We start from the raw sequence: 16,982 nt of genomic DNA, 5'->3' as shown, positions 1-16,982 counted from the left end.
TTGTTGCGGGCACCAAAGATGAAGGGTGCCATTTTGGGGTTCCAGTAACGCGTCTGGTGACCGAAGTGAACGCCGGCTTGCAGCATTTCACGCATGCTTACATGAGACATGATTTTTCCTTGATTTTCATCGGGTTAGGAACTTGCACCCGCCCCGCAACCCAACCACAGCCATGCTGCAGCACCCGGGATTACGTGTCGACGAATGCGCGTCGTTTATGCCCTTTCGGCAGGAGGGCCTGCTTTCGGGGCGCGTATTTATACCACAAGGCCCCAGCGACATAAAGCAGAAATCACGCGACTGACGGCAATGACACGGCTGAGCAATCGCGTCTGCTGCAGCGATAGTCTACAATGCGCTGTTTTCAGTTTAACGACTATCCGGGCAGATCACCCCACTATGAATGTAACTATCAAAACCCCTGAGGAAATCGCCGCCATGCGCGTGGCAGGACGCTTGGCCGCCGAAGTGCTGGACATGATCGCCGAGCACGTTCGCCCCGGCGTCACCACCGCTGAACTCGATAAGATCTGCCACGACTATATCGTCGATGTACAACAAGCCATTCCGGCGCCCCTTAATTACAACGGTTTCCCGAAATCCATTTGTACCTCGGTAAACGAAGTCATTTGCCACGGCATCCCTTCGGATAAAAAGGTGTTGAAGGACGGAGACCTGCTCAATATCGATGTCACCGTTATAAAAGATGGCTGGCACGGCGACACCAACCGCATGTACTACGTCGGCAATGTGCCCGAGCATGCGAAACGCTTGTGCGTCGTGACTCAGGAATGCCTGTATAAAGCCATTGCCTTGGTTAAACCGGGCGCGCGCCTGAGTGATATCGGCACAGTGATCGCCAAGCATGCACGGAGCAACCACTACAGCGTGGTGGAAGAGTATTGCGGCCACGGCATTGGCAGAGGCTTCCACGAAGACCCTCAGGTTCTCCACTATGGCGAGGGCTACAACCGCGGCAACGACCTGGTATTAAAAGAAGGCATGACCTTCACGATTGAGCCGATGATCAATGCCGGCAAAAAACACACCAAGCTCAATCTGAAAGACGGCTGGACCGTTACCACCAAAGATCGCCGGCTCTCGGCGCAGTGGGAGCACACCATGGCGGTTACCGCCGATGGCGTGGAAGTTCTTACCGCCCGCCCCGACGAGCCCTTCTATAAAGGTTAATCACTATGAGCAGCACGCTTCTGAATGCAGAGGCCCTGCAGGATGCCACGGCCAAGTCCGATAATTTAATCGCGACCTATAAACAGTACCTCAGCGAGCTCCAGGATGAGCTCCGGGAACGCTTTGACGCCGACGAGGCTGTACATACGCTGGTAAAACTGCGCTCAGAAAAAATCGATATTCTGCTGCGCAACCTATGGTCGCAGTATCAGTGGGGGGACGACATCTCCCTAATTGCCGTTGGAGGCTATGGGCGCGGCGAACTGCACCCCTGCTCGGATATCGATCTGCTGATCCTCAGCCGCGACGATCAACACAACTACCGCGAAAATATCGAAGGTTTTATCACCCGTCTTTGGGATATCAACCTGGAGATCGGTCACAGCGTGCGCAGCATCGACGAATGCCGCCAAGCCGCCATTGACGACATCACCGTGGTTACCAACCTGATGGAGTCGCGCCCGCTTGAGGGTAATGCCGCCCTGCACGAGCTGTTGATGAACGAAGTCGGCCCTGACCAAATTTGGCCCAGCGCCGAGTTTTTCCGGGCAAAGTGGGACGAGCAAATCAGTCGCCACCGCAAGTACGCCAATACCGAATACAACCTCGAGCCAAATATTAAAAGCTCCCCCGGTGGCCTGCGCGACATTCAAATGATCGGCTGGGTGATCAAACGCCACTTTGGCGCCCAATCCATCGACGAGCTGCGTGAAAAACTCTTTTTAAGCCAGGAAGAGCTCGACACGCTAAAAGACGGCCAGAATTACCTCTGGCGCCTGCGCTTCGCCCTTCATTTAATCACTGGCCGTGAAGAAGACCGCCTGCTGTTTGATCACCAGCGAACCCTGGCCGCTCGTTTCGGTTACGAAGACGACGACAGCAAACTCGCCGTAGAACGCTTCATGCAACAATACTACCGCTGGGCGCAGCACCTGGGTGAGCTCAATGACGTACTGATGCAGCACTTCGACGAAACCATTCTCCGCGCCTGCGAGGCGGAGACCGTACTTGAGCTCAACCCGCGCTTTCGCATTCGCAACGGCCATATCGAAGTTAGCAACGAAAAGGTGTTTGAAAAAACGCCCTCCGCGCTGATGGAGATTTTTGTGCTAATGGCCCACCACGACGCTATCGACGGCGTGCGTGCCAGCACCATTCGGCTGATCCGCAAATCGCGCCACTTAATCGACGACGAATTTCGCGCCGACCCGCGCAATAAGCGGTTTTTCATGGAATTATTGCGCGCCCCACAACGCGTCGCACTCAACCTCCGTCGAATGAAACGCTTTGGCGTTCTCGGAAAATTTATCCCGGCATTTGGCAAAATCACCGGTCAAATGCAGCACGACCTTTTCCATATCTACTCGGTCGACGCCCACACTCTGGAACTCATCAAGAACCTCAGCCGCTTCCGCTACCCGGACATGGTGAAGGTCTACCCAATGGCCTGCCGCATCATGCAGCGTCTGCCCAAGCCAGAATTACTGTTCCTAGCCGGACTCTTCCACGACATTGCCAAAGGGCGCGGCGGCGACCACTCCACTCTTGGCGCGGTGGATGCACGCGAGTTTTGCCAATACCTCGGGCTAAATCGGCGCGACACCAACCTCGTTGCCTGGCTGGTGGAGAAACACCTTGAGATGTCCTCGGTGTCACAGCGCAAAGACATCCAGGACCCCGATGTGATCCGCGATTTCGCCCTGGAAATGGGTGACCAGCAGCACCTGGACTATCTGTTCTGTTTAACCATTGCCGATATCAATGCGACCAACCCCACGTTGTGGACCTCCTGGCGCGCCTCGCTGATGCGCCAGCTCTATGCAGAAACGCGCCGCGCCCTGAGACGCGGCCTGGAAAACCCCATCGATAAGCAGGAGTGGATTGCAGAGACCCAGCTAGGTGCTATCGAAAAGCTCGAAGACTACGGCTTCACCGAAGAAGAAATTCGCGAGCTGTGGAAAAGCACCGGTGAAGACTATTTTATTCGCGAGCAAGTCGACGATATTGTTTGGCACTGCCGCGCTATCGCTCAGCGCACCTCGCCCGAGGACTCACTGGTATTGGTGAAGGAAGGCGGACTGCTGGATCACGAAGGCGCAACGCAGATTTTTGTGCACACACCTTCGCGTAAAGGCACATTCGCGGTACTCGCTGGCGCCATGGAACAACTTGACCTCAGCATACAAGATGCGCGGATCTACAATACCGGGACCAACTACACGCTGGATACCTTTTACGTACTCGGTGTGGACGGCGAACCCATTGGCGACAACCCCGAACGCATTCGTGAGATCACCGAGTTTTTAACTCAGCAACTTGAGAAACCCGACGACTCCCCTGACCTCAGCAGTCGCCGCATGCCCCGACAAATGCGCCTATTCTCCACCCCCACGCGCACCAGTATGGCCACCGACCTCAATAAAGGTCACACCATGCTTGAAGTCATTACCCCAGACCGCCCAGGTCTATTGGCCAGGCTGGCGCTGATCTTCAATGACTACGGCGTGCACCTGCAAAATGCCAAAATCGCCACCCTCGGCGAGCGCGTTGAAGATGTGTTCTTTGTCACCGACGAACACAACCGCCCGATCAATGACCCCCAACTGTGTGAACAAATTCAACACGCGATTTGTTCCGAGCTGGATGAAAAAGCGAGTAAATCAGCCTAATGAATCCGCGCCTACAAACGCTACAGGCCTACCCCTTTGAAAAACTGCGTGCCTTGTTAGGCACCAGCAGCAGCGACTTGCCGCCTATTCCGCTATCCATCGGCGAACCCCGTCACCCTGCGCCGCGCTTTGTTGCCGATACCCTGGCAAGTGAGCTCGGCCGACTCAGCAACTACCCCACAACCAAGGGAGTAGCCGAGCTGCGCCAAAGTATTGCGCACTGGGCCGAGCGCCGCTTTGGCCTAAAGACTTTAGATCCTGAAACGCAGGTACTACCGGTCAATGGCACCCGCGAGGCCCTGTTCGCCTTTGCCCAAGCCGTCGTCAACCCCAGTGATGACGCTCTGGTATGCAGCCCCAACCCCTTTTACCAAATCTATGAAGGCGCTGCGCTATTAGCCGGAGCACAACCCCACTTTCTCGCCTGTAACGCCGGCAATGGTTTTATTCCTGACTATGACGCCGTGCCCGAGGAAGTTTGGCAACGCTGCCAGTTGTTGTACCTATGCACTCCGGGCAACCCTAGCGGCGCCGTCACCAGCGTCGCCACGCTACAAAAGCTGATTCGTCTGGCAGATAAGTACGACTTCATCCTGGCCAGCGATGAATGCTACTCCGAACTATATTTTGACGAGCAACACGCGCCCGCAGGCCTGTTGCAGGCCTGTGCGGAAATGGGGCGCGATAACTACGAGCGCTGCGTCGTGTTCCACAGCTTGTCGAAACGCTCCAACCTGCCCGGCCTGCGCTCAGGCTTTGTCGCGGGGGATGCCAAAGTGCTGGCCGACTTCCTGCTGTATCGCACCTATCACGGCTGTGCCATGCCCATTCAACACCAACTTGCCAGCATCGCTGCCTGGAACGACGAGGCCCATGTAAAAGAAAATCGCGATCTCTATCGCGAGAAATTCGCTCGGGTTTTAGAGGAGCTGGGCGGCTGCTTAGACGTACAACAGCCCGAAGCCTCGTTCTACCTGTGGGCAAAAACGCCCATCGCCGACACGGAATTTGCCAAACAGCTGTTTGATCAACAGCATGTCACCGTGCTGCCCGGCTCCTACCTCTCGCGAGAAGTGAATGGCAGCAACCCCGGCAGTGGCTATGTGCGCATGGCGCTGGTCGCCGAACTTGAAAACTGTGTCGAGGCCGCCCAGCGTATTCGCCGCTATGTGGAGACGCTCAACACATGAACGCAGGCGAACCAGGGCGTAACTTACTGAAGGCTGAGCGCGTCGACTTTATTTTGCGCCGTCTCGACGAGCTCTACCCCACCCAGCCAATCCCACTGGACCACAAAGACCCTTACACTCTGCTGGTGGCGGTACTGCTGTCGGCCCAGTGTACCGATGAGCGCGTCAACCAAGTGACCCCGGCACTGTTTGCGCTCGCCGACAATCCGGCGGACATGGCCCAGCAAAGTGTCGACGACATTCGCGAGATCATCCGCCCCTGTGGCCTGTCTCCGCAGAAGTCGAAAGCCATCAAGCGGCTCTCGGAAATTTTGCTTGCCGACTACAATGGCCAGGTGCCAGAAGACATGGAAGCACTGGAGTCCCTGCCCGGAGTCGGCCACAAAACGGCAAGCGTCGTCATGTCGCAGGCCTTCGGCGTGCCCGCTTTTCCGGTCGATACCCATATTCATCGCCTGGCGCAGCGCTGGGGGCTGACTAACGGCAAAAGCGTTGCCCAAACTGAGAAAGACCTGAAAAGGCTATTCCCCAAAGACCGCTGGAATGCCCTGCACCTGCAAATCATCTACTACGGCCGCGAATTTTGCAGCGCGCGTGGCTGCGACGGCACCGTCTGTGAGATATGCACCACCTGCTATCCCCAGCGAAAGCACCCCAAGAAAACCCGCAAGGCCTAAATACATCGATGGCGCGGCGGCCGAGCGCGGCCGCGCCGTGAACCCATCGCGGCTTTTTGCTATGATGCCGAGCCTTTTCAGAACACAGCATTGGCCATGACAACGACTTTATACGGAATAAAAAACTGCGACACGGTGCGCAAGGCGCGCCGCTGGCTGGATGATCACAATGTCGACTATCAGTTCCACGACGTCCGCGAACAGGCCCTTACCGCCGAGCAACTGCACAACTGGCTGCAAGAGCTGGGCGACAGCCTGATCAATAAGCGCAGCACCACGTGGAAACAGCTAAATGATGAACAGCGCCGCACAATTGATGACGACGCCTCGGCAGTGCAGCTGCTACTGCAGCATCCAACATTAATGAAACGCCCGCTGCTCGACACCGGCAGCGCGCGTCAGCTTGGCTTTAAAGCCGAGCACTACGAGCAATTATTTACCCACCACACGCTTTAAGCCTGTAAGAGAGAACCTTAATGAGTAACGCACTATTTAGCCTGGGCCTGGGTCTAGGCAGCCAAAACAGCAAAGGCGAATGGCTGGATATTTTCTACCCCCAGCCACTGCTACAACCCGCCGAAGCCCTGTGCGCGGCGATCGCCCCCATTGTTGAGTACAAAGGCGGCAATGCGGCAATTACCGTAAACAGCGAGCAAATGAGCCGCGTCGCTGAAGCACTGAAGGCCGCAGGCGACAGCGCCCAGGCCGATATCGCTGCACAGCTGGCAACCGCCAAGCAGGCGCTGGTTGTTACCTTGCTGGCTGAGGACGCTGCCCCCAGCTCGGTACCCGAGGGTTACTTGAAGCTGCACCTGCTCTCTCATCGCCTGGCCAAGCCGCATTCTCTGGACTTGAGCGGCCTGTTCGGGGTTCTGCCCAATGTTGCCTGGACCAACCAAGGCGCTATCGACCTTCGTGAGTTGCCCCAGCGCCAATTGGAAGCCCGCTTGAACGGTGAATTGCTTGAGGTCATGTCCGTCGACAAATTCCCCAAAATGACAAACTACGTTATGCCCTCCGGTGTTCGTATTGCCCACACCGCGCGCGTGCGCCTGGGCGCCTATCTCGGCGAAGGCACCACCATCATGCACGAAGGCTTTGTAAACTTTAATGCCGGTACGGAAGGCCCCGGTATGATTGAAGGGCGCATCTCAGCCGGTGTCATGATTGGTTCCGGTTCCGACTTGGGCGGTGGCTGTTCAACCATGGGCACCTTGTCCGGTGGCAACAATATTATTATTTCCATCGGCAAAGAGTGCCTGATTGGCGCCAATGCTGGTGTGGGTATTCCACTGGGCGACCGCTGCACAGTAGAAGCCGGCCTCTACATCACCGCTGGATCAGTCGTCACCATGATCGATGAAAAAGGTGAGCACGCAGGTACTGCCAAGGCCCGCGACCTGGCTGGCCAATCGGACCTGTTGTTCCGCCGCAATTCCAAAAATGGTGCCATTGAGGTGCTGACAAACAAGTCAGCGATCGCCCTCAATGACATGCTGCACGCCCACAACTAAACCTGGGTAAACAGCAGTTTGAGAACGCCGCCCCCTTCGGGCGGCGTTTTTGTATTGGTGAACTCTGCGTCGACAAACTACTCTATTATTCAGTGGCCGGGCATCGCCGGGCCTAAAAATAACGGGGGCCAACATGGAGTTACAGATCACCGGTTTTTTCGGCTTATTAATTTTTATCGCCGACATCTGGGCCATTCTAAACATCGTTCAAAGTCGCAACAGCTCTGCAAATAAGCTGCTGTGGATCGTGCTTATTTTACTGCTACCCCTTCTCGGGCTAATCATCTGGTGGCTATTCGGGCCGCGAGAGCCGGCAAAGTAACACCGCGCCATGCCCATAATCGCTGATATAAATTGGCCGCTGATCGGCCACCACTTAACGCAGCTGGCTATCGCCTACCTACTCGCTATTCCAATCGGCTGGAACCGCGAAGTTGAGTCGCGCGGCGTCGGCTTGAGAACCTTCCCACTGGTGGCCATTGCTTGCTGCGCCTACCTGCTTATTGGACGAGACATCTTAAGTGGCTCGGAATCTCACGCGCGTTTAATGTATGGTTTGATGAGTGGCATCGGTTTTATCGGTGGCGGCGCCATTCTTAAGCAAGGTGGTTCTGTTAGTGGCACCGCGACGGCCGCGGCGATCTGGGCAACCGGCGCCATTGGCACGGCGGTGGCTTGGCAGCGCTACGAAATCGCGATCGTGGTAAGCCTGATGACCTTTTTAACCCTTCGCGCTCTGCGCCCCCTCAAACACTGGGCAAATACAGACTCAGAAAATGCATAACACACAATCTTCGAAACACAGCGAGTGGGCCCTGCGCCTGCTGGCGGTCTTAGCGGTACTTTATACGCTCAGGCTTGCGCGCGACGTCATGTTGCCAATTACACTAGCACTTATCTTCGCTCTGCTGTTGGCACCTGCTGTGAGTCGCTTGCAGTGCTGGCGGCTGCCCCGCAGCGCAGCCGCACTACTGATTTTATCGGCCTGCATCGGCAGTATTGGCGCTGGTTTCTATGCCCTGGCATCGCCAGCCAGCGAGTGGTTGCAGCGCGCCCCCGAAGCGGCAGAGGTGATCCGCGACCACCTTCGCGAGGTCAACAGTGAGCGCAGCAATGTCGATGCCGCCACCGCGAGCATCGACAGTTTGGCCGAGGAATTCTCCGGCCCCGCTAATCCCAAGATAAACAAGGTGGTAATCGCCGACACCGGCTGGCGTGGCGAGATTTGGGAGATCGCGCGCAACTTCGGCGTCTACGGTACGCTCAGCATCATCCTGCTATTTTTCTTGCTCAGCTCAGGCGATGCCCTGATGCAGCGGTTTATAAATAGCCTGCCCAACAAGCAAGATAAGGCCGCAGCTACCCAACTGGCTCGCCACGCCCAGGAGCAAATGTCGCGCTACCTGCTGACCATCACTCTGGTTAACGTTGGCGTCGGGGCTATCACCACCATGTGTCTGTGGTTATTGGATTTCCCCGACCCCGCGCTGTGGGGCGCCGTTGCCGCGCTGCTGCGCTACATCCCCTATCTCGGGGTGAGCATTACGGTCATGCTGCTGACCATCGTCAGTGCCGTCAGCTTTCAAACACCGGCTCTGGTACTTGTCGCGCCGCTGGGCTATGCCCTGTTCACCGCGCTGGTGGGGCAGTTTGTCGACCCCTTTATTCACGGTATGCGCTTCAGCCTGAACCCGATTATTGTTTTCCTGTGGATCTTTTTTTGGGGCTGGCTGTGGGGTGCCCCTGGTGTCCTGCTGGCCGTCCCACTGCTTACCCTGTTCCAAGTGGTCTGCAAGCACGTAGATTCACTGAAGCCTATCGCCAACATTATCGGAGACGCGAATGACATCAAAACCCAATGACTACCGCGCCAGTCTGTGGCCATTGCCATCCGCCCGCACTGCCGAAAGCGGCAGCGAGCGCAGGCTAGGTATGGAAATTGAGTTTACCGGAATGGAAATGGATGCCATTGCCGAGACCATCGTTGACTGCTTTGGCGGCCGTATTGAACGTCAGTCCGACTACGAATACCAAGTGACTGACACGCCTTTCGGCACCTTCGGGGTCGAGCTCGACTCCGCGTACATTAAAAAGCTCGGGCGAGACAGAGAACAGGCCGGTGCCGGCAATGACTTTGAGGAACTCACCGAGTCGATAGTTGGGCTCGTTGCCAAACAGCTGGTGCCCTTTGAGATCGTCGCCCCACCCATCGCGCTGAGTGAGCTTTGGCAGTTGGAAGATCTGTTTCTGCGCTTGCGCCTCGCCGGTGCCAAGGGCACAGAAGCGTCGGCAAAAAACGCCTTTGGCTTGCACTTAAACCCTGAAATGCCCGATTGCGAGCCCGCGACGGTACTCAACTATTTTCGCGCCTTTATCTGTTTATACGACTGGCTCAAGCAGCGCAGCAGAGTCGATTTAAGCCGGCGCTTGACCAGCTATATCGACCCATTTAAGCGCGATTATATGCGCAAGGTGCTGGCAGCAGACTACCAACCCAGCGCGGATGAACTCATCGAGGATTACATCCATTTCAACCCAACACGCAACCGCGCACTGGACATGCTGCCACTGTTTGCCCATATGAACGAAACATTGCTGCGTCGGCATATCGACGACCCGCGGGTGAAGGCCCGCCCCACCCTGCATTACCGCTTGCCGAATAGCCTGATCGACGACCCAAACTGGGGCCTGATCCACCCCTGGCGCGACTGGCTGCAAGTCGATGCGCTTGCCTGTGACGAGGCGCGCTTACAAGCAATGTGTCAGGCCTACCGAGCGCACCTGGAAAGCACGACCAGCAGTCTATTCAGCGACTGGACTCAGCATGTCGATAGCAGATTGATCCCCGAACTCTTGTAAATTCATAAAGGACGACGGTTATCAGCAAAATGCGTTCGAGTGACTCACACCCTGTTATCGCCGTTACCGGCGAGGACAGACGCTTCCCCGTGTCGTGGTGGTTTATTCGCTGGGCACTTCGCCGAGCGGGTGCCGAGGCCATTCACCTCACCCCTGAGCACGGCGACGTGCCGCGCCATATCGACGGCATTATCATCAGCGGCGGCGACGATATCGACCAGGGCCTGTATCTGCCAGATGCCCCCGAAGTCGCCCCAATGAATCCCCGCCGAGACCGCTTTGAGATCGGCGCACTTGAACGACTATTGCCAAGCGGTCTGCCAATCCTGGGGATCTGCCGGGGCGCGCAACTACTCAACGTTGTGCTGGGCGGCAGCTTGCATGTCGACCTGACGCCCTTGCGAAAACGCACCAGCAACCGGCGCATGCTGCTGCCCCATAAAACGCTCCATGTCGATACCGACACGCAGCTTTTCGACGTGCTGGGCGAGGAGCAATGCAGAATTAATAGCCTGCACCACCAAGCGGTTGATCGACTGGGCGAAGGCATGCGCGTCAGCGGTCGCGACCTTGATAACATCACCCAAGCCATTGAAGACCCGCAACAACCGTTTCGACTGGGGGTACAATGGCATCCCGAATATCTGCCCCAGCACGCGCGCCAGCGCCGTTTATTTGCGCAACTTTGCCAGGCGGCCGCGCTATGATCAGCGCCTATTTACTCCTGTTCGCCGCCGCCTTTGGCGCAGCCACATTGCTGCCGTTTTACTCGGAAGTGCTGTTGATCGCCCAGCTCGAAGCCGGGCTACTGCCCTTTTGGCTATGGCTTGCAGCCAGTAGCGGCAATACCCTCGGCGCGGGCGTCAACTGGTGGATGGGAGGCAAGCTCAGCCACTATGCCGACCGCCGCTGGTTTCCCGCGCGCAAAAAAGACCTGGAACGCGCGCAGGGCTGGTTTGCCCGCTACGGCAAATGGACCTTGTTGATGTCGTGGCTGCCAATCGGCGGTGATGCACTCACCGTGGTCGGCGGCATTATGCGCGTGCCCGCACTGAGCTTTTTTACCTTGGTCGCCATTGGCAAAAGCCTGCGCTACGCATTGCTCATACTCGGGTACAATGCCGCGGTATAAACAACAGAGGTGACCGCAATGGCGTTAACAGCCAGTATTTTCAAAGCCGATATCGAGATTAGTGACCTGCGACGCCACCATTACCAGCCCTACCAACTCACGCTGGCACGCCACCCCTCTGAAACAGACGAGCGCATGATGCTGCGACTCCTTAGCTTTGCGCTATTTGCCGACCCCGCGCTGCAGTTTACTCGCGGCCTCAGCAATGACGATGAGCCAGATCTGTGGCGCCACAGTCTGAGCGGAGAAACCGAGTTGTGGATTGAGCTTGGGCAGCCCAGTGAAAAGCGCTTGCGCCGGGCGCGCTCCAAAGCCCGGCACGTTATCGTGGTTTGCTACAGCGGCCGCAGCACAGCCCAATGGTGGCAGGAAAACCAAGGCAAACTGAGCCAGCAAAGCTGGCTGAGTGTCGTCGAAATTCCCGAAGATGAATCGCGAGCCCTGAGCGCGCTCACGCAGCGTTCAATGCAACTACAATTCACGCTGGACGAAGACAGTGTGTGGGTGTCGAGCAGCAGTGACAGTATTGCCATCCACCCGCAATGGCTGCATGGTGAACAGCGTGCTCAGTAACGAGCCCCTGAAAACGAAGGTGTCACCATGATTCAACTCCAGGGTTTGGACCATGTGGTGCTGCGTACAACGCGCCTCGCCGCGATGATCGACTTTTACCAGCGCCTTGGTTGTCACATCGAGCGCGAGGAAGCACAGCTGGGCCTCTATCAACTGCGCGCCGGTGCCAGTCTTATCGATATCGTCCCTGTGGAGGCCCCGCTAGGCCAGGAGGGCGGCCCAGCACCGGGGCAAGATGGCCACAATATGGACCATTTCTGCCTGACCTTGGAAAACTTCGACGGCGACGCTGTGCTGGCCTACCTGGACGGCCAGGGCATTGTCCATCAGGGCATTCAACGGCGCTATGGCGCGCAGGGGTACGGTCCATCCATCTATATTCAAGACCCCGAGGGCAACCGCGTGGAATTGAAGGGCCCGCCTGAAACCGCAGTGCAAACGTGACACCCACATTTCCTCCAGATCAAAAATTCATGACAAATTCATCTAATATCGCGTTTTGAAATAAATTCGTCATACCCCTGTAACAATGCATGGGCATACTGCCCACCATTGAAAGACCACCGCAGCACAGTGTCGCTGCTTGCAAACTCGTCAAGGGGATCGAATATGTCACTCAATAGTTTTCGCGCAGTTTTGGCCGCCGCAGCACTTTTCGTAGCGGGCGCTGCCAGCGCCGACGAGCCTCAGCTTCTTCTTGAAGAAGTTACCGTTATTGGCGCGGTTCACAGCAGCGATGCCGTCACCGTTGCAGACATTGATATGGCCGGCGATGACAGCCTCGTCGACATGCCAGTCGCTTACGAATAAGCCCTCTCTACTCGGTATCGGCCACGCGGCTTTTCAGCTGCACGGCCGATACAATGCGTAGTCCGTCCAGCAGCGCGTTCATCGCCAAAAAGTCAGCCTGATCACCATGACTGACGGCCAGGGCAATGTGTCCGGCACTAAATGGCCCCAGCGCACTGTCAAAGTTTTCCCAGCGTTCACCCGTCCAGGCTTCTACCCACATGTGGGGCACAAACACAAAACGCCTGCCTAAAAAGCGTTCGTTGTTGTAAGCCACGCCCATAACAACCCGGCTGGGAATACCGGCGGCCCGCGCCAGGGCCGCCAACATCAGCGCATGTTCTGTGCAATCGCCCTGAGCACTCTCCATTGCCTGCAGCGCTGTCGCGTAGCCGCTGTAGGTGGCTACATCGTCCATATGAGCGCTGACAAAACGGGTTAGTCGCTGCATTTTTACCGCTGGCGCTATGGGCGCCTGACCTATCAACTCGTCCACCACGGCGGCGAATGCCGAGGCCTTCGCGGGTAACCAATAGCTCGCGCCAAGGTAATCATCCACGGGCGCCGCCTCAGGCGAGGCTAGCTCACAGTGCTTACATACAGTGACCAACCAATCATTACCCTCTTTTTGCACGGATTGCTGGCCGGTGCCCGGCGGCTGCCAATGCGAGGGCGCACCGCGAAGCTGGTAGCGAACTTTGCCATTCAACGCCTGGTCGCTTATGCGATAGGGAGAGCGCAATAACCGTTGGTATACATGACTCATCGCCTCCAATGGCTCAGCGCGGCAGGCTTCATCACAGGGCAACAACCACATCGACTGACCGGCAGATTCGCTGTACTGCGCCAACACCGTAAAATCGCCATCGGCGTAGTAAATCGCACTGCGCTGCCACGCTCCCTGGCGCTGAACATCTTTACTTATTTTCCAGCGCAGCACCGTCAACCAAGGCGTCAATGCTGTAGACAGGGCCTGCGTCAACGGCGCATTCAGCGGTGTAAACCGGTAGCGCACCGCTTCCACCGCCTGTTGCGCAAAACTCCATTCCTGGGTAAGCAACTCACCGCTCTTGGCATGCTGCGCGAACAAGCGCTGCCGCTGATGAGGAAACTGCGCCACGGCTTGACCAGCAACAGGCGCGAAGGCCTGCCCCTGAGATAGCCATAGGCGCTGGCCACGGTATTCAATGGCCAACCTGTGACTCGCCGCCCGCGACTGCTGCACCTTAGTTGCCTGAAGCGGCCTGCCATCGCGCGCCTCTACGTAGCGAAGTCGCGTTTCTGTTTGCTCAGCGGCCTCCCCCGGCTGCTGAATTTGAACACGGAGCGTTTGCTCGGTCGAGCAGCGCGTGTCGTCGCAAAAACTCACTAACTTCCTCAGCCCCACGGGCACGCCATCGACGCTTAATTTCTGCCAGCGGGTAGTGGCCTGCGACGCCGCAGGAATAAATGAGTCTTCGCCGGCTGCATGCGGCGGCACCGCAGCACAAGACGCCACCAGCGCTAGCAATACCAAAACCAATAATCGACTACGCACACGCCCTTCCATCGTATTTTGAAGCCCTTACCCTGCGCCAGCCTACCAGAGTTCGCGTAAAACTCGATGACACAACAACCGAATTTTCACTACAACGTATACAATGCTATTCATCAGCCCGGGAGTTCTCATCATGCGCCGCTTATTTCTTATTACATCGACTGTCGCCCTTCTTTTCGGCTGCGCAGCACCCCTGCAGTCGCCTGAGCAGGTCGATACCCCCAGTGCACTCTCAAGCTGCCCGTCAGCGCCGCGCTGCGTATCGAGTCAGAGTGAAGACCTGGATGCTTTCACTTCACCATTTAAAGTCACCTCTGCCGAGCAGTGGCAAACCCTGCAATCACTGCTGCGCTCACTGCCGAGAACCCAGGTCATCGCACAATCCCCGCACTACCTCCACGTGGAGGTGCGCAGTAAAATAATGCGCTACCGTGACGATGTTGAGCTGCTGTATACACCGGATAAAAATCGCGTCGATGTGCGCAGCGCATCTAAAATTGGCTACTATGACTTCGGCGTAAATCGCGAGCGCATCGAAGCACTGCGTTTACGCTTTCTGGACGCTACAGCGACGCCCTGACCGCACTCTACGTTTAATAAGGCGCTATGCGAAAAACCGACAAAAAACGCGAAAAACAACTGGTCCACCGCCTTAACGACGTTTGCGAAACCGCGCTGGCCAAACCCCTGCCGGGCTTTTGCTGGCTGACACACACCGTTGACTATCAGCGTTTTCCCAACAGCTTACAGGTCTATTGCGTCGTCGAGGAATCGATGGTGCAGGGTGGTGTATGGATCGGGGAGGAATGGTTAAGAGACGCCATTATTCGCGCGCTGGCTGAAGAAGGCTGGCAAATCCGCAAAACACAAATTCACTGCCTGAGCGAGTCCGCGCTTAACAGGCGCCAACTCAGCGAGAAATCACGATAATGACTAGCCCTGCCGCCATGGAGATCGAACGTAAATACCTGGTCAGCAATAGCGATTGGCGTTTACAGACCGAGGCGCTGGGCGTCAAAGGCTGCCATATGGTGCAGGGCTATCTTAGCCGAGACCCGCACCGCAATGTTCGGGTACGCATTGCCGGTGATGCCGCCTGGCTAACCATTAAGGGCATCAGCCAAGGCGCGAGCCGTGTCGAGTTTGAATACGCCATTCCCCTCGACGATGCCCGCGCAATGCTCGCCCTGTGTGAGGGGCCGCTGGTTGAAAAAACCCGTTATACCCTGCCTATTGCCAATGACACTCGGTACTGGGAGATTGACGAATTTGCCGGTGACAACCACGGCCTTATCATCGCCGAAATTGAGCTCGATCACGACAAGCAGCCAGTCCCCTCCGCCAGCTGGCTGGGTAAAGAGGTAACCGGCCAGGTCCATTACTACAACAGTAGCTTGTCGCAACAGCCGTTTAGCAAATGGCCGCAGACACTGCGCTCACAGCATTTCGGTGAAGGCTGAACTGCTGACTCTTACACTCCGATGCGGTTTGAAATTGGGGCCATCCAGTTGTTCTATATGCCCACCTTTTTTTAGGAAATCCTCTACTTGGCGCGAAAGCTCAGCGCGAATTTGGCGCTGATGGTGTTCGGATTGTGAGGCCTGAGCTTTGTAGTAACGGTTCATCGCAATTCCTCTTATGGACATTGGGCAACGCTCAAGCGCCGCCGACAGCCAGAAGACTACGCCGCCCCCGTGACAAAATCGGGATGATTTTATGACAATTGTGCAACACCACTGCGTTTATTCAAGGGTTAAAAAACGCATCACCGCGCTCTGTTTGACGCACTGCAACAAGGTGCATAAGCACAAAAAACTCAGCAGAACTTTTCTTCGATAGACCGTTGAATTAACCCTGACGGCCATCTCGAATCACTGCACCACGCTCATATTGTATTGGGTAAAAAAACCAAAACCTTGGTGCAGCCAAAAACCCCATGTTTTTAGCGCATCTAATCACGGTTGCGAGGCAGCATACTCCCCCTGAACAATCGAATTCTGCCCCTTACTCAATTCATCCACATGAATAAACCCAAAACCAACCATAATCACCCCTCCGATAAAGAAAGCTGCGATCGATGTATAAAGTAACTTCCAAGACCACCAACACACCCAAGGTTCATTCGGCCTTATACACAGCCTAGCTTCAGCTTTTGGGGATTTATCGCCACTCACGGAGTAAGCCTCTGAGCATTTACGCCGCAGAATGTTATGGATTACAACAAGGGTTAGCCCTAACAGCCATGCAGACAAAGCGAGCAGTACGCCAAAAACTAGAGGGGTACCGACAATAGAGGGTAATAAGGCAATCAAAGCAACAGACCCGCCTCCATTCACTAACATGACACTGCGAACGGTCTCTGAATCAATTTGAGCGCGAATCTTCTTCCGCTCTTCTTTTAGGTCTACTTTGTTCTCAACCGTCATGTATGCCCCCAACCGTTTTATTGTGAATACGAGAGTCTTATATCGCTTAAACTCACTATCTCAGGGACAGGATTCTGAACGGCCTTGAATATCAAAGCTATTTCACAAGGTTGGTTGTACTTTGTGGAGGTGATTACTGCTGGTGACAAGGCTTCCTACCTCTATCTGTTCTGAGATTCCTTTCGCTTGAGCATAACCCTATTTTCAAAATGTTCAACGACGTAGCGTGCTGCTTATCAAAATGATGAGCTTACCTTCACCAAATAATCGACTAAAAGAAGTGAACAAAGGGCTGCACTTGTAGCGCGCATTTGACAGGTAATGATGTGCGGCGACACCCGCTTACAAACAACAAAAGTATCAACGCGTTTTTAGACCCGCTTCGGCTAAATCACCAGGGATAAAAAAGCGCACACACTGTTGGC

General features: G+C 55.9%; 21 protein-coding genes. 18 read left to right on the top strand and 3 right to left on the bottom strand.

The annotated features are described in order from the left end of the window. On the bottom strand, positions 1 to 110 hold a 110-nt coding region (locus ABNS66_RS12565; RefSeq protein WP_348655340.1), incomplete at its 3' end, for a 30S ribosomal protein S2. A gap of 289 nt (positions 111 to 399) precedes the next feature. Between ABNS66_RS12565 and map the strand changes: the two genes are divergently transcribed. From map to ABNS66_RS12490, 15 genes are all read left to right on the top strand, one after another. Beyond that, positions 400 to 1,191 carry a type I methionyl aminopeptidase gene (gene map, locus ABNS66_RS12560; protein WP_027873606.1) on the top strand — a complete coding sequence of 264 codons (792 nt, stop codon included), beginning with the start codon at positions 400 to 402 and terminating at the stop codon, positions 1,189 to 1,191. Between the two features lie 5 nt (positions 1,192 to 1,196). Beyond that, the gene (locus ABNS66_RS12555) at positions 1,197 to 3,860 is read left to right on the top strand and encodes a [protein-PII] uridylyltransferase (protein WP_286840077.1); all 2,664 of its coding nucleotides are present in this window, start codon (positions 1,197 to 1,199) and stop codon (positions 3,858 to 3,860) included. Continuing rightward, positions 3,860 to 5,050 carry a succinyldiaminopimelate transaminase gene (dapC, locus tag ABNS66_RS12550; protein ID WP_286840074.1) on the top strand — a complete coding sequence of 397 codons (1,191 nt, stop codon included), beginning with the start codon at positions 3,860 to 3,862 and terminating at the stop codon, positions 5,048 to 5,050. The genes ABNS66_RS12555 and dapC overlap by 1 nt, the downstream gene beginning before the upstream one ends. Next, positions 5,047 to 5,727 (top strand): endonuclease III, encoded by a 681-nt coding sequence (gene nth, locus ABNS66_RS12545; protein WP_286840071.1) that lies wholly within the window; start codon positions 5,047 to 5,049, stop codon positions 5,725 to 5,727. The genes dapC and nth overlap by 4 nt, the downstream gene beginning before the upstream one ends. A 96-nt stretch (positions 5,728 to 5,823) precedes the next feature. Then, positions 5,824 to 6,183, top strand: a complete 360-nt coding sequence (locus ABNS66_RS12540) for an ArsC family reductase (RefSeq protein ID WP_286840069.1) — start codon at positions 5,824 to 5,826, stop codon at positions 6,181 to 6,183. Between the two features lie 20 nt (positions 6,184 to 6,203). Then, complete coding sequence (gene dapD, locus ABNS66_RS12535) at positions 6,204 to 7,241, top strand: 2,3,4,5-tetrahydropyridine-2,6-dicarboxylate N-succinyltransferase (protein WP_286695879.1); 1,038 nt, start codon at positions 6,204 to 6,206, stop codon at positions 7,239 to 7,241. 133 nt (positions 7,242 to 7,374) lie between these two features. Next, positions 7,375 to 7,563 carry a PLDc N-terminal domain-containing protein gene (locus ABNS66_RS12530; RefSeq protein WP_027873600.1) on the top strand — a complete coding sequence of 63 codons (189 nt, stop codon included), beginning with the start codon at positions 7,375 to 7,377 and terminating at the stop codon, positions 7,561 to 7,563. Between the two features lie 9 nt (positions 7,564 to 7,572). Further along, complete coding sequence (locus tag ABNS66_RS12525; protein WP_239547693.1) at positions 7,573 to 8,025, top strand: MgtC/SapB family protein; 453 nt, start codon at positions 7,573 to 7,575, stop codon at positions 8,023 to 8,025. Then, positions 8,018 to 9,103, top strand: a complete 1,086-nt coding sequence (locus tag ABNS66_RS12520; RefSeq protein WP_286840066.1) for an AI-2E family transporter — start codon at positions 8,018 to 8,020, stop codon at positions 9,101 to 9,103. The genes ABNS66_RS12525 and ABNS66_RS12520 overlap by 8 nt, the downstream gene beginning before the upstream one ends. Then, positions 9,084 to 10,100, top strand: coding sequence for an amidoligase family protein (locus tag ABNS66_RS12515; protein WP_286840064.1), 1,017 nt, complete (start codon positions 9,084 to 9,086; stop codon positions 10,098 to 10,100). The genes ABNS66_RS12520 and ABNS66_RS12515 overlap by 20 nt, the downstream gene beginning before the upstream one ends. Positions 10,101 to 10,129: 29 nt before the next feature. After that, the gene (locus ABNS66_RS12510; RefSeq protein WP_286840062.1) at positions 10,130 to 10,807 is read left to right on the top strand and encodes a gamma-glutamyl-gamma-aminobutyrate hydrolase family protein; all 678 of its coding nucleotides are present in this window, start codon (positions 10,130 to 10,132) and stop codon (positions 10,805 to 10,807) included. Then, positions 10,804 to 11,232 carry a YqaA family protein gene (locus tag ABNS66_RS12505; RefSeq protein ID WP_286695881.1) on the top strand — a complete coding sequence of 143 codons (429 nt, stop codon included), beginning with the start codon at positions 10,804 to 10,806 and terminating at the stop codon, positions 11,230 to 11,232. Before ABNS66_RS12510 ends, ABNS66_RS12505 begins: the two co-directional genes overlap by 4 nt. A gap of 18 nt (positions 11,233 to 11,250) precedes the next feature. Continuing rightward, complete coding sequence (locus tag ABNS66_RS12500; protein WP_286840061.1) at positions 11,251 to 11,805, top strand: YaeQ family protein; 555 nt, start codon at positions 11,251 to 11,253, stop codon at positions 11,803 to 11,805. 27 nt (positions 11,806 to 11,832) lie between these two features. Beyond that, positions 11,833 to 12,249 carry a VOC family protein gene (locus ABNS66_RS12495; protein ID WP_286840060.1) on the top strand — a complete coding sequence of 139 codons (417 nt, stop codon included), beginning with the start codon at positions 11,833 to 11,835 and terminating at the stop codon, positions 12,247 to 12,249. Between the two features lie 165 nt (positions 12,250 to 12,414). After that, on the top strand, positions 12,415 to 12,615 hold the full coding sequence (locus tag ABNS66_RS12490; RefSeq protein ID WP_204995950.1) for a hypothetical protein: 201 nt from the start codon (positions 12,415 to 12,417) through the stop codon (positions 12,613 to 12,615). Positions 12,616 to 12,622: 7 nt separating this feature from the next. Here the strand turns inward: ABNS66_RS12490 and ABNS66_RS12485 are convergent, their stop codons facing one another. Beyond that, positions 12,623 to 14,131 carry a transglutaminase-like domain-containing protein gene (locus tag ABNS66_RS12485; protein WP_286840058.1) on the bottom strand — a complete coding sequence of 503 codons (1,509 nt, stop codon included), beginning with the start codon at positions 14,129 to 14,131 and terminating at the stop codon, positions 12,623 to 12,625. Positions 14,132 to 14,264: 133 nt separating this feature from the next. Here ABNS66_RS12485 and ABNS66_RS12480 point away from each other — a divergent pair, with 133 nt between their 5' ends. The 3 genes from ABNS66_RS12480 to ABNS66_RS12470 are packed head-to-tail and all read left to right on the top strand — an operon-like array spanning position 14,265 to position 15,591. Further along, the gene (locus ABNS66_RS12480; protein WP_286840056.1) at positions 14,265 to 14,711 is read left to right on the top strand and encodes a DUF1499 domain-containing protein; all 447 of its coding nucleotides are present in this window, start codon (positions 14,265 to 14,267) and stop codon (positions 14,709 to 14,711) included. Positions 14,712 to 14,737: 26 nt separating this feature from the next. Further along, complete coding sequence (locus ABNS66_RS12475; RefSeq protein WP_286840053.1) at positions 14,738 to 15,061, top strand: hypothetical protein; 324 nt, start codon at positions 14,738 to 14,740, stop codon at positions 15,059 to 15,061. After that, entirely contained in the window at positions 15,061 to 15,591 is a 531-nt protein-coding gene (locus ABNS66_RS12470) for a CYTH domain-containing protein (protein WP_286840052.1), read from the top strand. The genes ABNS66_RS12475 and ABNS66_RS12470 overlap by 1 nt, the downstream gene beginning before the upstream one ends. A gap of 495 nt (positions 15,592 to 16,086) precedes the next feature. On the opposite strand, the gene ABNS66_RS12465 is transcribed toward ABNS66_RS12470, so the two are convergent. After that, positions 16,087 to 16,557, bottom strand: a complete 471-nt coding sequence (locus ABNS66_RS12465; RefSeq protein ID WP_286840051.1) for a hypothetical protein — start codon at positions 16,555 to 16,557, stop codon at positions 16,087 to 16,089. Positions 16,558 to 16,982 lie beyond the last annotated feature (425 nt).

Origin of the sequence: uncultured Spongiibacter sp. (assembly GCF_964011655.1) — a bacterium.
GTDB classification, from domain to species: Bacteria; Pseudomonadota; Gammaproteobacteria; order Pseudomonadales; family Spongiibacteraceae; genus Spongiibacter; species Spongiibacter marinus.
Note: the sequence above shows the minus strand (reverse complement) of the source record. Positions and strands in the feature narration are given on the sequence as shown.

What these genes read in the sequence shown, in the direction of transcription:
- ABNS66_RS12490 (WP_204995950.1), top strand. Translation starts at nt 12,415, where the DNA reads ATGTCACTCAATAGTTTTCGCGCAGTTTTGGCCGCCGCAGCACTTTTC.
- ABNS66_RS12540 (WP_286840069.1), top strand. Translation starts at nt 5,824, where the DNA reads ATGACAACGACTTTATACGGAATAAAAAACTGCGACACGGTGCGCAAG.
- ABNS66_RS12515 (WP_286840064.1), top strand. Translation starts at nt 9,084, where the DNA reads ATGACATCAAAACCCAATGACTACCGCGCCAGTCTGTGGCCATTGCCA.
- ABNS66_RS12500 (WP_286840061.1), top strand. Translation starts at nt 11,251, where the DNA reads ATGGCGTTAACAGCCAGTATTTTCAAAGCCGATATCGAGATTAGTGAC.
- nth (WP_286840071.1), top strand. Translation starts at nt 5,047, where the DNA reads ATGAACGCAGGCGAACCAGGGCGTAACTTACTGAAGGCTGAGCGCGTC.
- dapD (WP_286695879.1), top strand. Translation starts at nt 6,204, where the DNA reads ATGAGTAACGCACTATTTAGCCTGGGCCTGGGTCTAGGCAGCCAAAAC.
- ABNS66_RS12465 (WP_286840051.1), bottom strand. Translation starts at nt 16,557, where the DNA reads ATGACGGTTGAGAACAAAGTAGACCTAAAAGAAGAGCGGAAGAAGATT.
- ABNS66_RS12555 (WP_286840077.1), top strand. Translation starts at nt 1,197, where the DNA reads ATGAGCAGCACGCTTCTGAATGCAGAGGCCCTGCAGGATGCCACGGCC.
- ABNS66_RS12520 (WP_286840066.1), top strand. Translation starts at nt 8,018, where the DNA reads ATGCATAACACACAATCTTCGAAACACAGCGAGTGGGCCCTGCGCCTG.
- ABNS66_RS12495 (WP_286840060.1), top strand. Translation starts at nt 11,833, where the DNA reads ATGATTCAACTCCAGGGTTTGGACCATGTGGTGCTGCGTACAACGCGC.
- ABNS66_RS12525 (WP_239547693.1), top strand. Translation starts at nt 7,573, where the DNA reads ATGCCCATAATCGCTGATATAAATTGGCCGCTGATCGGCCACCACTTA.
- ABNS66_RS12470 (WP_286840052.1), top strand. Translation starts at nt 15,061, where the DNA reads ATGACTAGCCCTGCCGCCATGGAGATCGAACGTAAATACCTGGTCAGC.
- ABNS66_RS12480 (WP_286840056.1), top strand. Translation starts at nt 14,265, where the DNA reads ATGCGCCGCTTATTTCTTATTACATCGACTGTCGCCCTTCTTTTCGGC.
- dapC (WP_286840074.1), top strand. Translation starts at nt 3,860, where the DNA reads ATGAATCCGCGCCTACAAACGCTACAGGCCTACCCCTTTGAAAAACTG.
- map (WP_027873606.1), top strand. Translation starts at nt 400, where the DNA reads ATGAATGTAACTATCAAAACCCCTGAGGAAATCGCCGCCATGCGCGTG.
- ABNS66_RS12530 (WP_027873600.1), top strand. Translation starts at nt 7,375, where the DNA reads ATGGAGTTACAGATCACCGGTTTTTTCGGCTTATTAATTTTTATCGCC.
- ABNS66_RS12505 (WP_286695881.1), top strand. Translation starts at nt 10,804, where the DNA reads ATGATCAGCGCCTATTTACTCCTGTTCGCCGCCGCCTTTGGCGCAGCC.
- ABNS66_RS12510 (WP_286840062.1), top strand. Translation starts at nt 10,130, where the DNA reads ATGCGTTCGAGTGACTCACACCCTGTTATCGCCGTTACCGGCGAGGAC.
- ABNS66_RS12475 (WP_286840053.1), top strand. Translation starts at nt 14,738, where the DNA reads ATGCGAAAAACCGACAAAAAACGCGAAAAACAACTGGTCCACCGCCTT.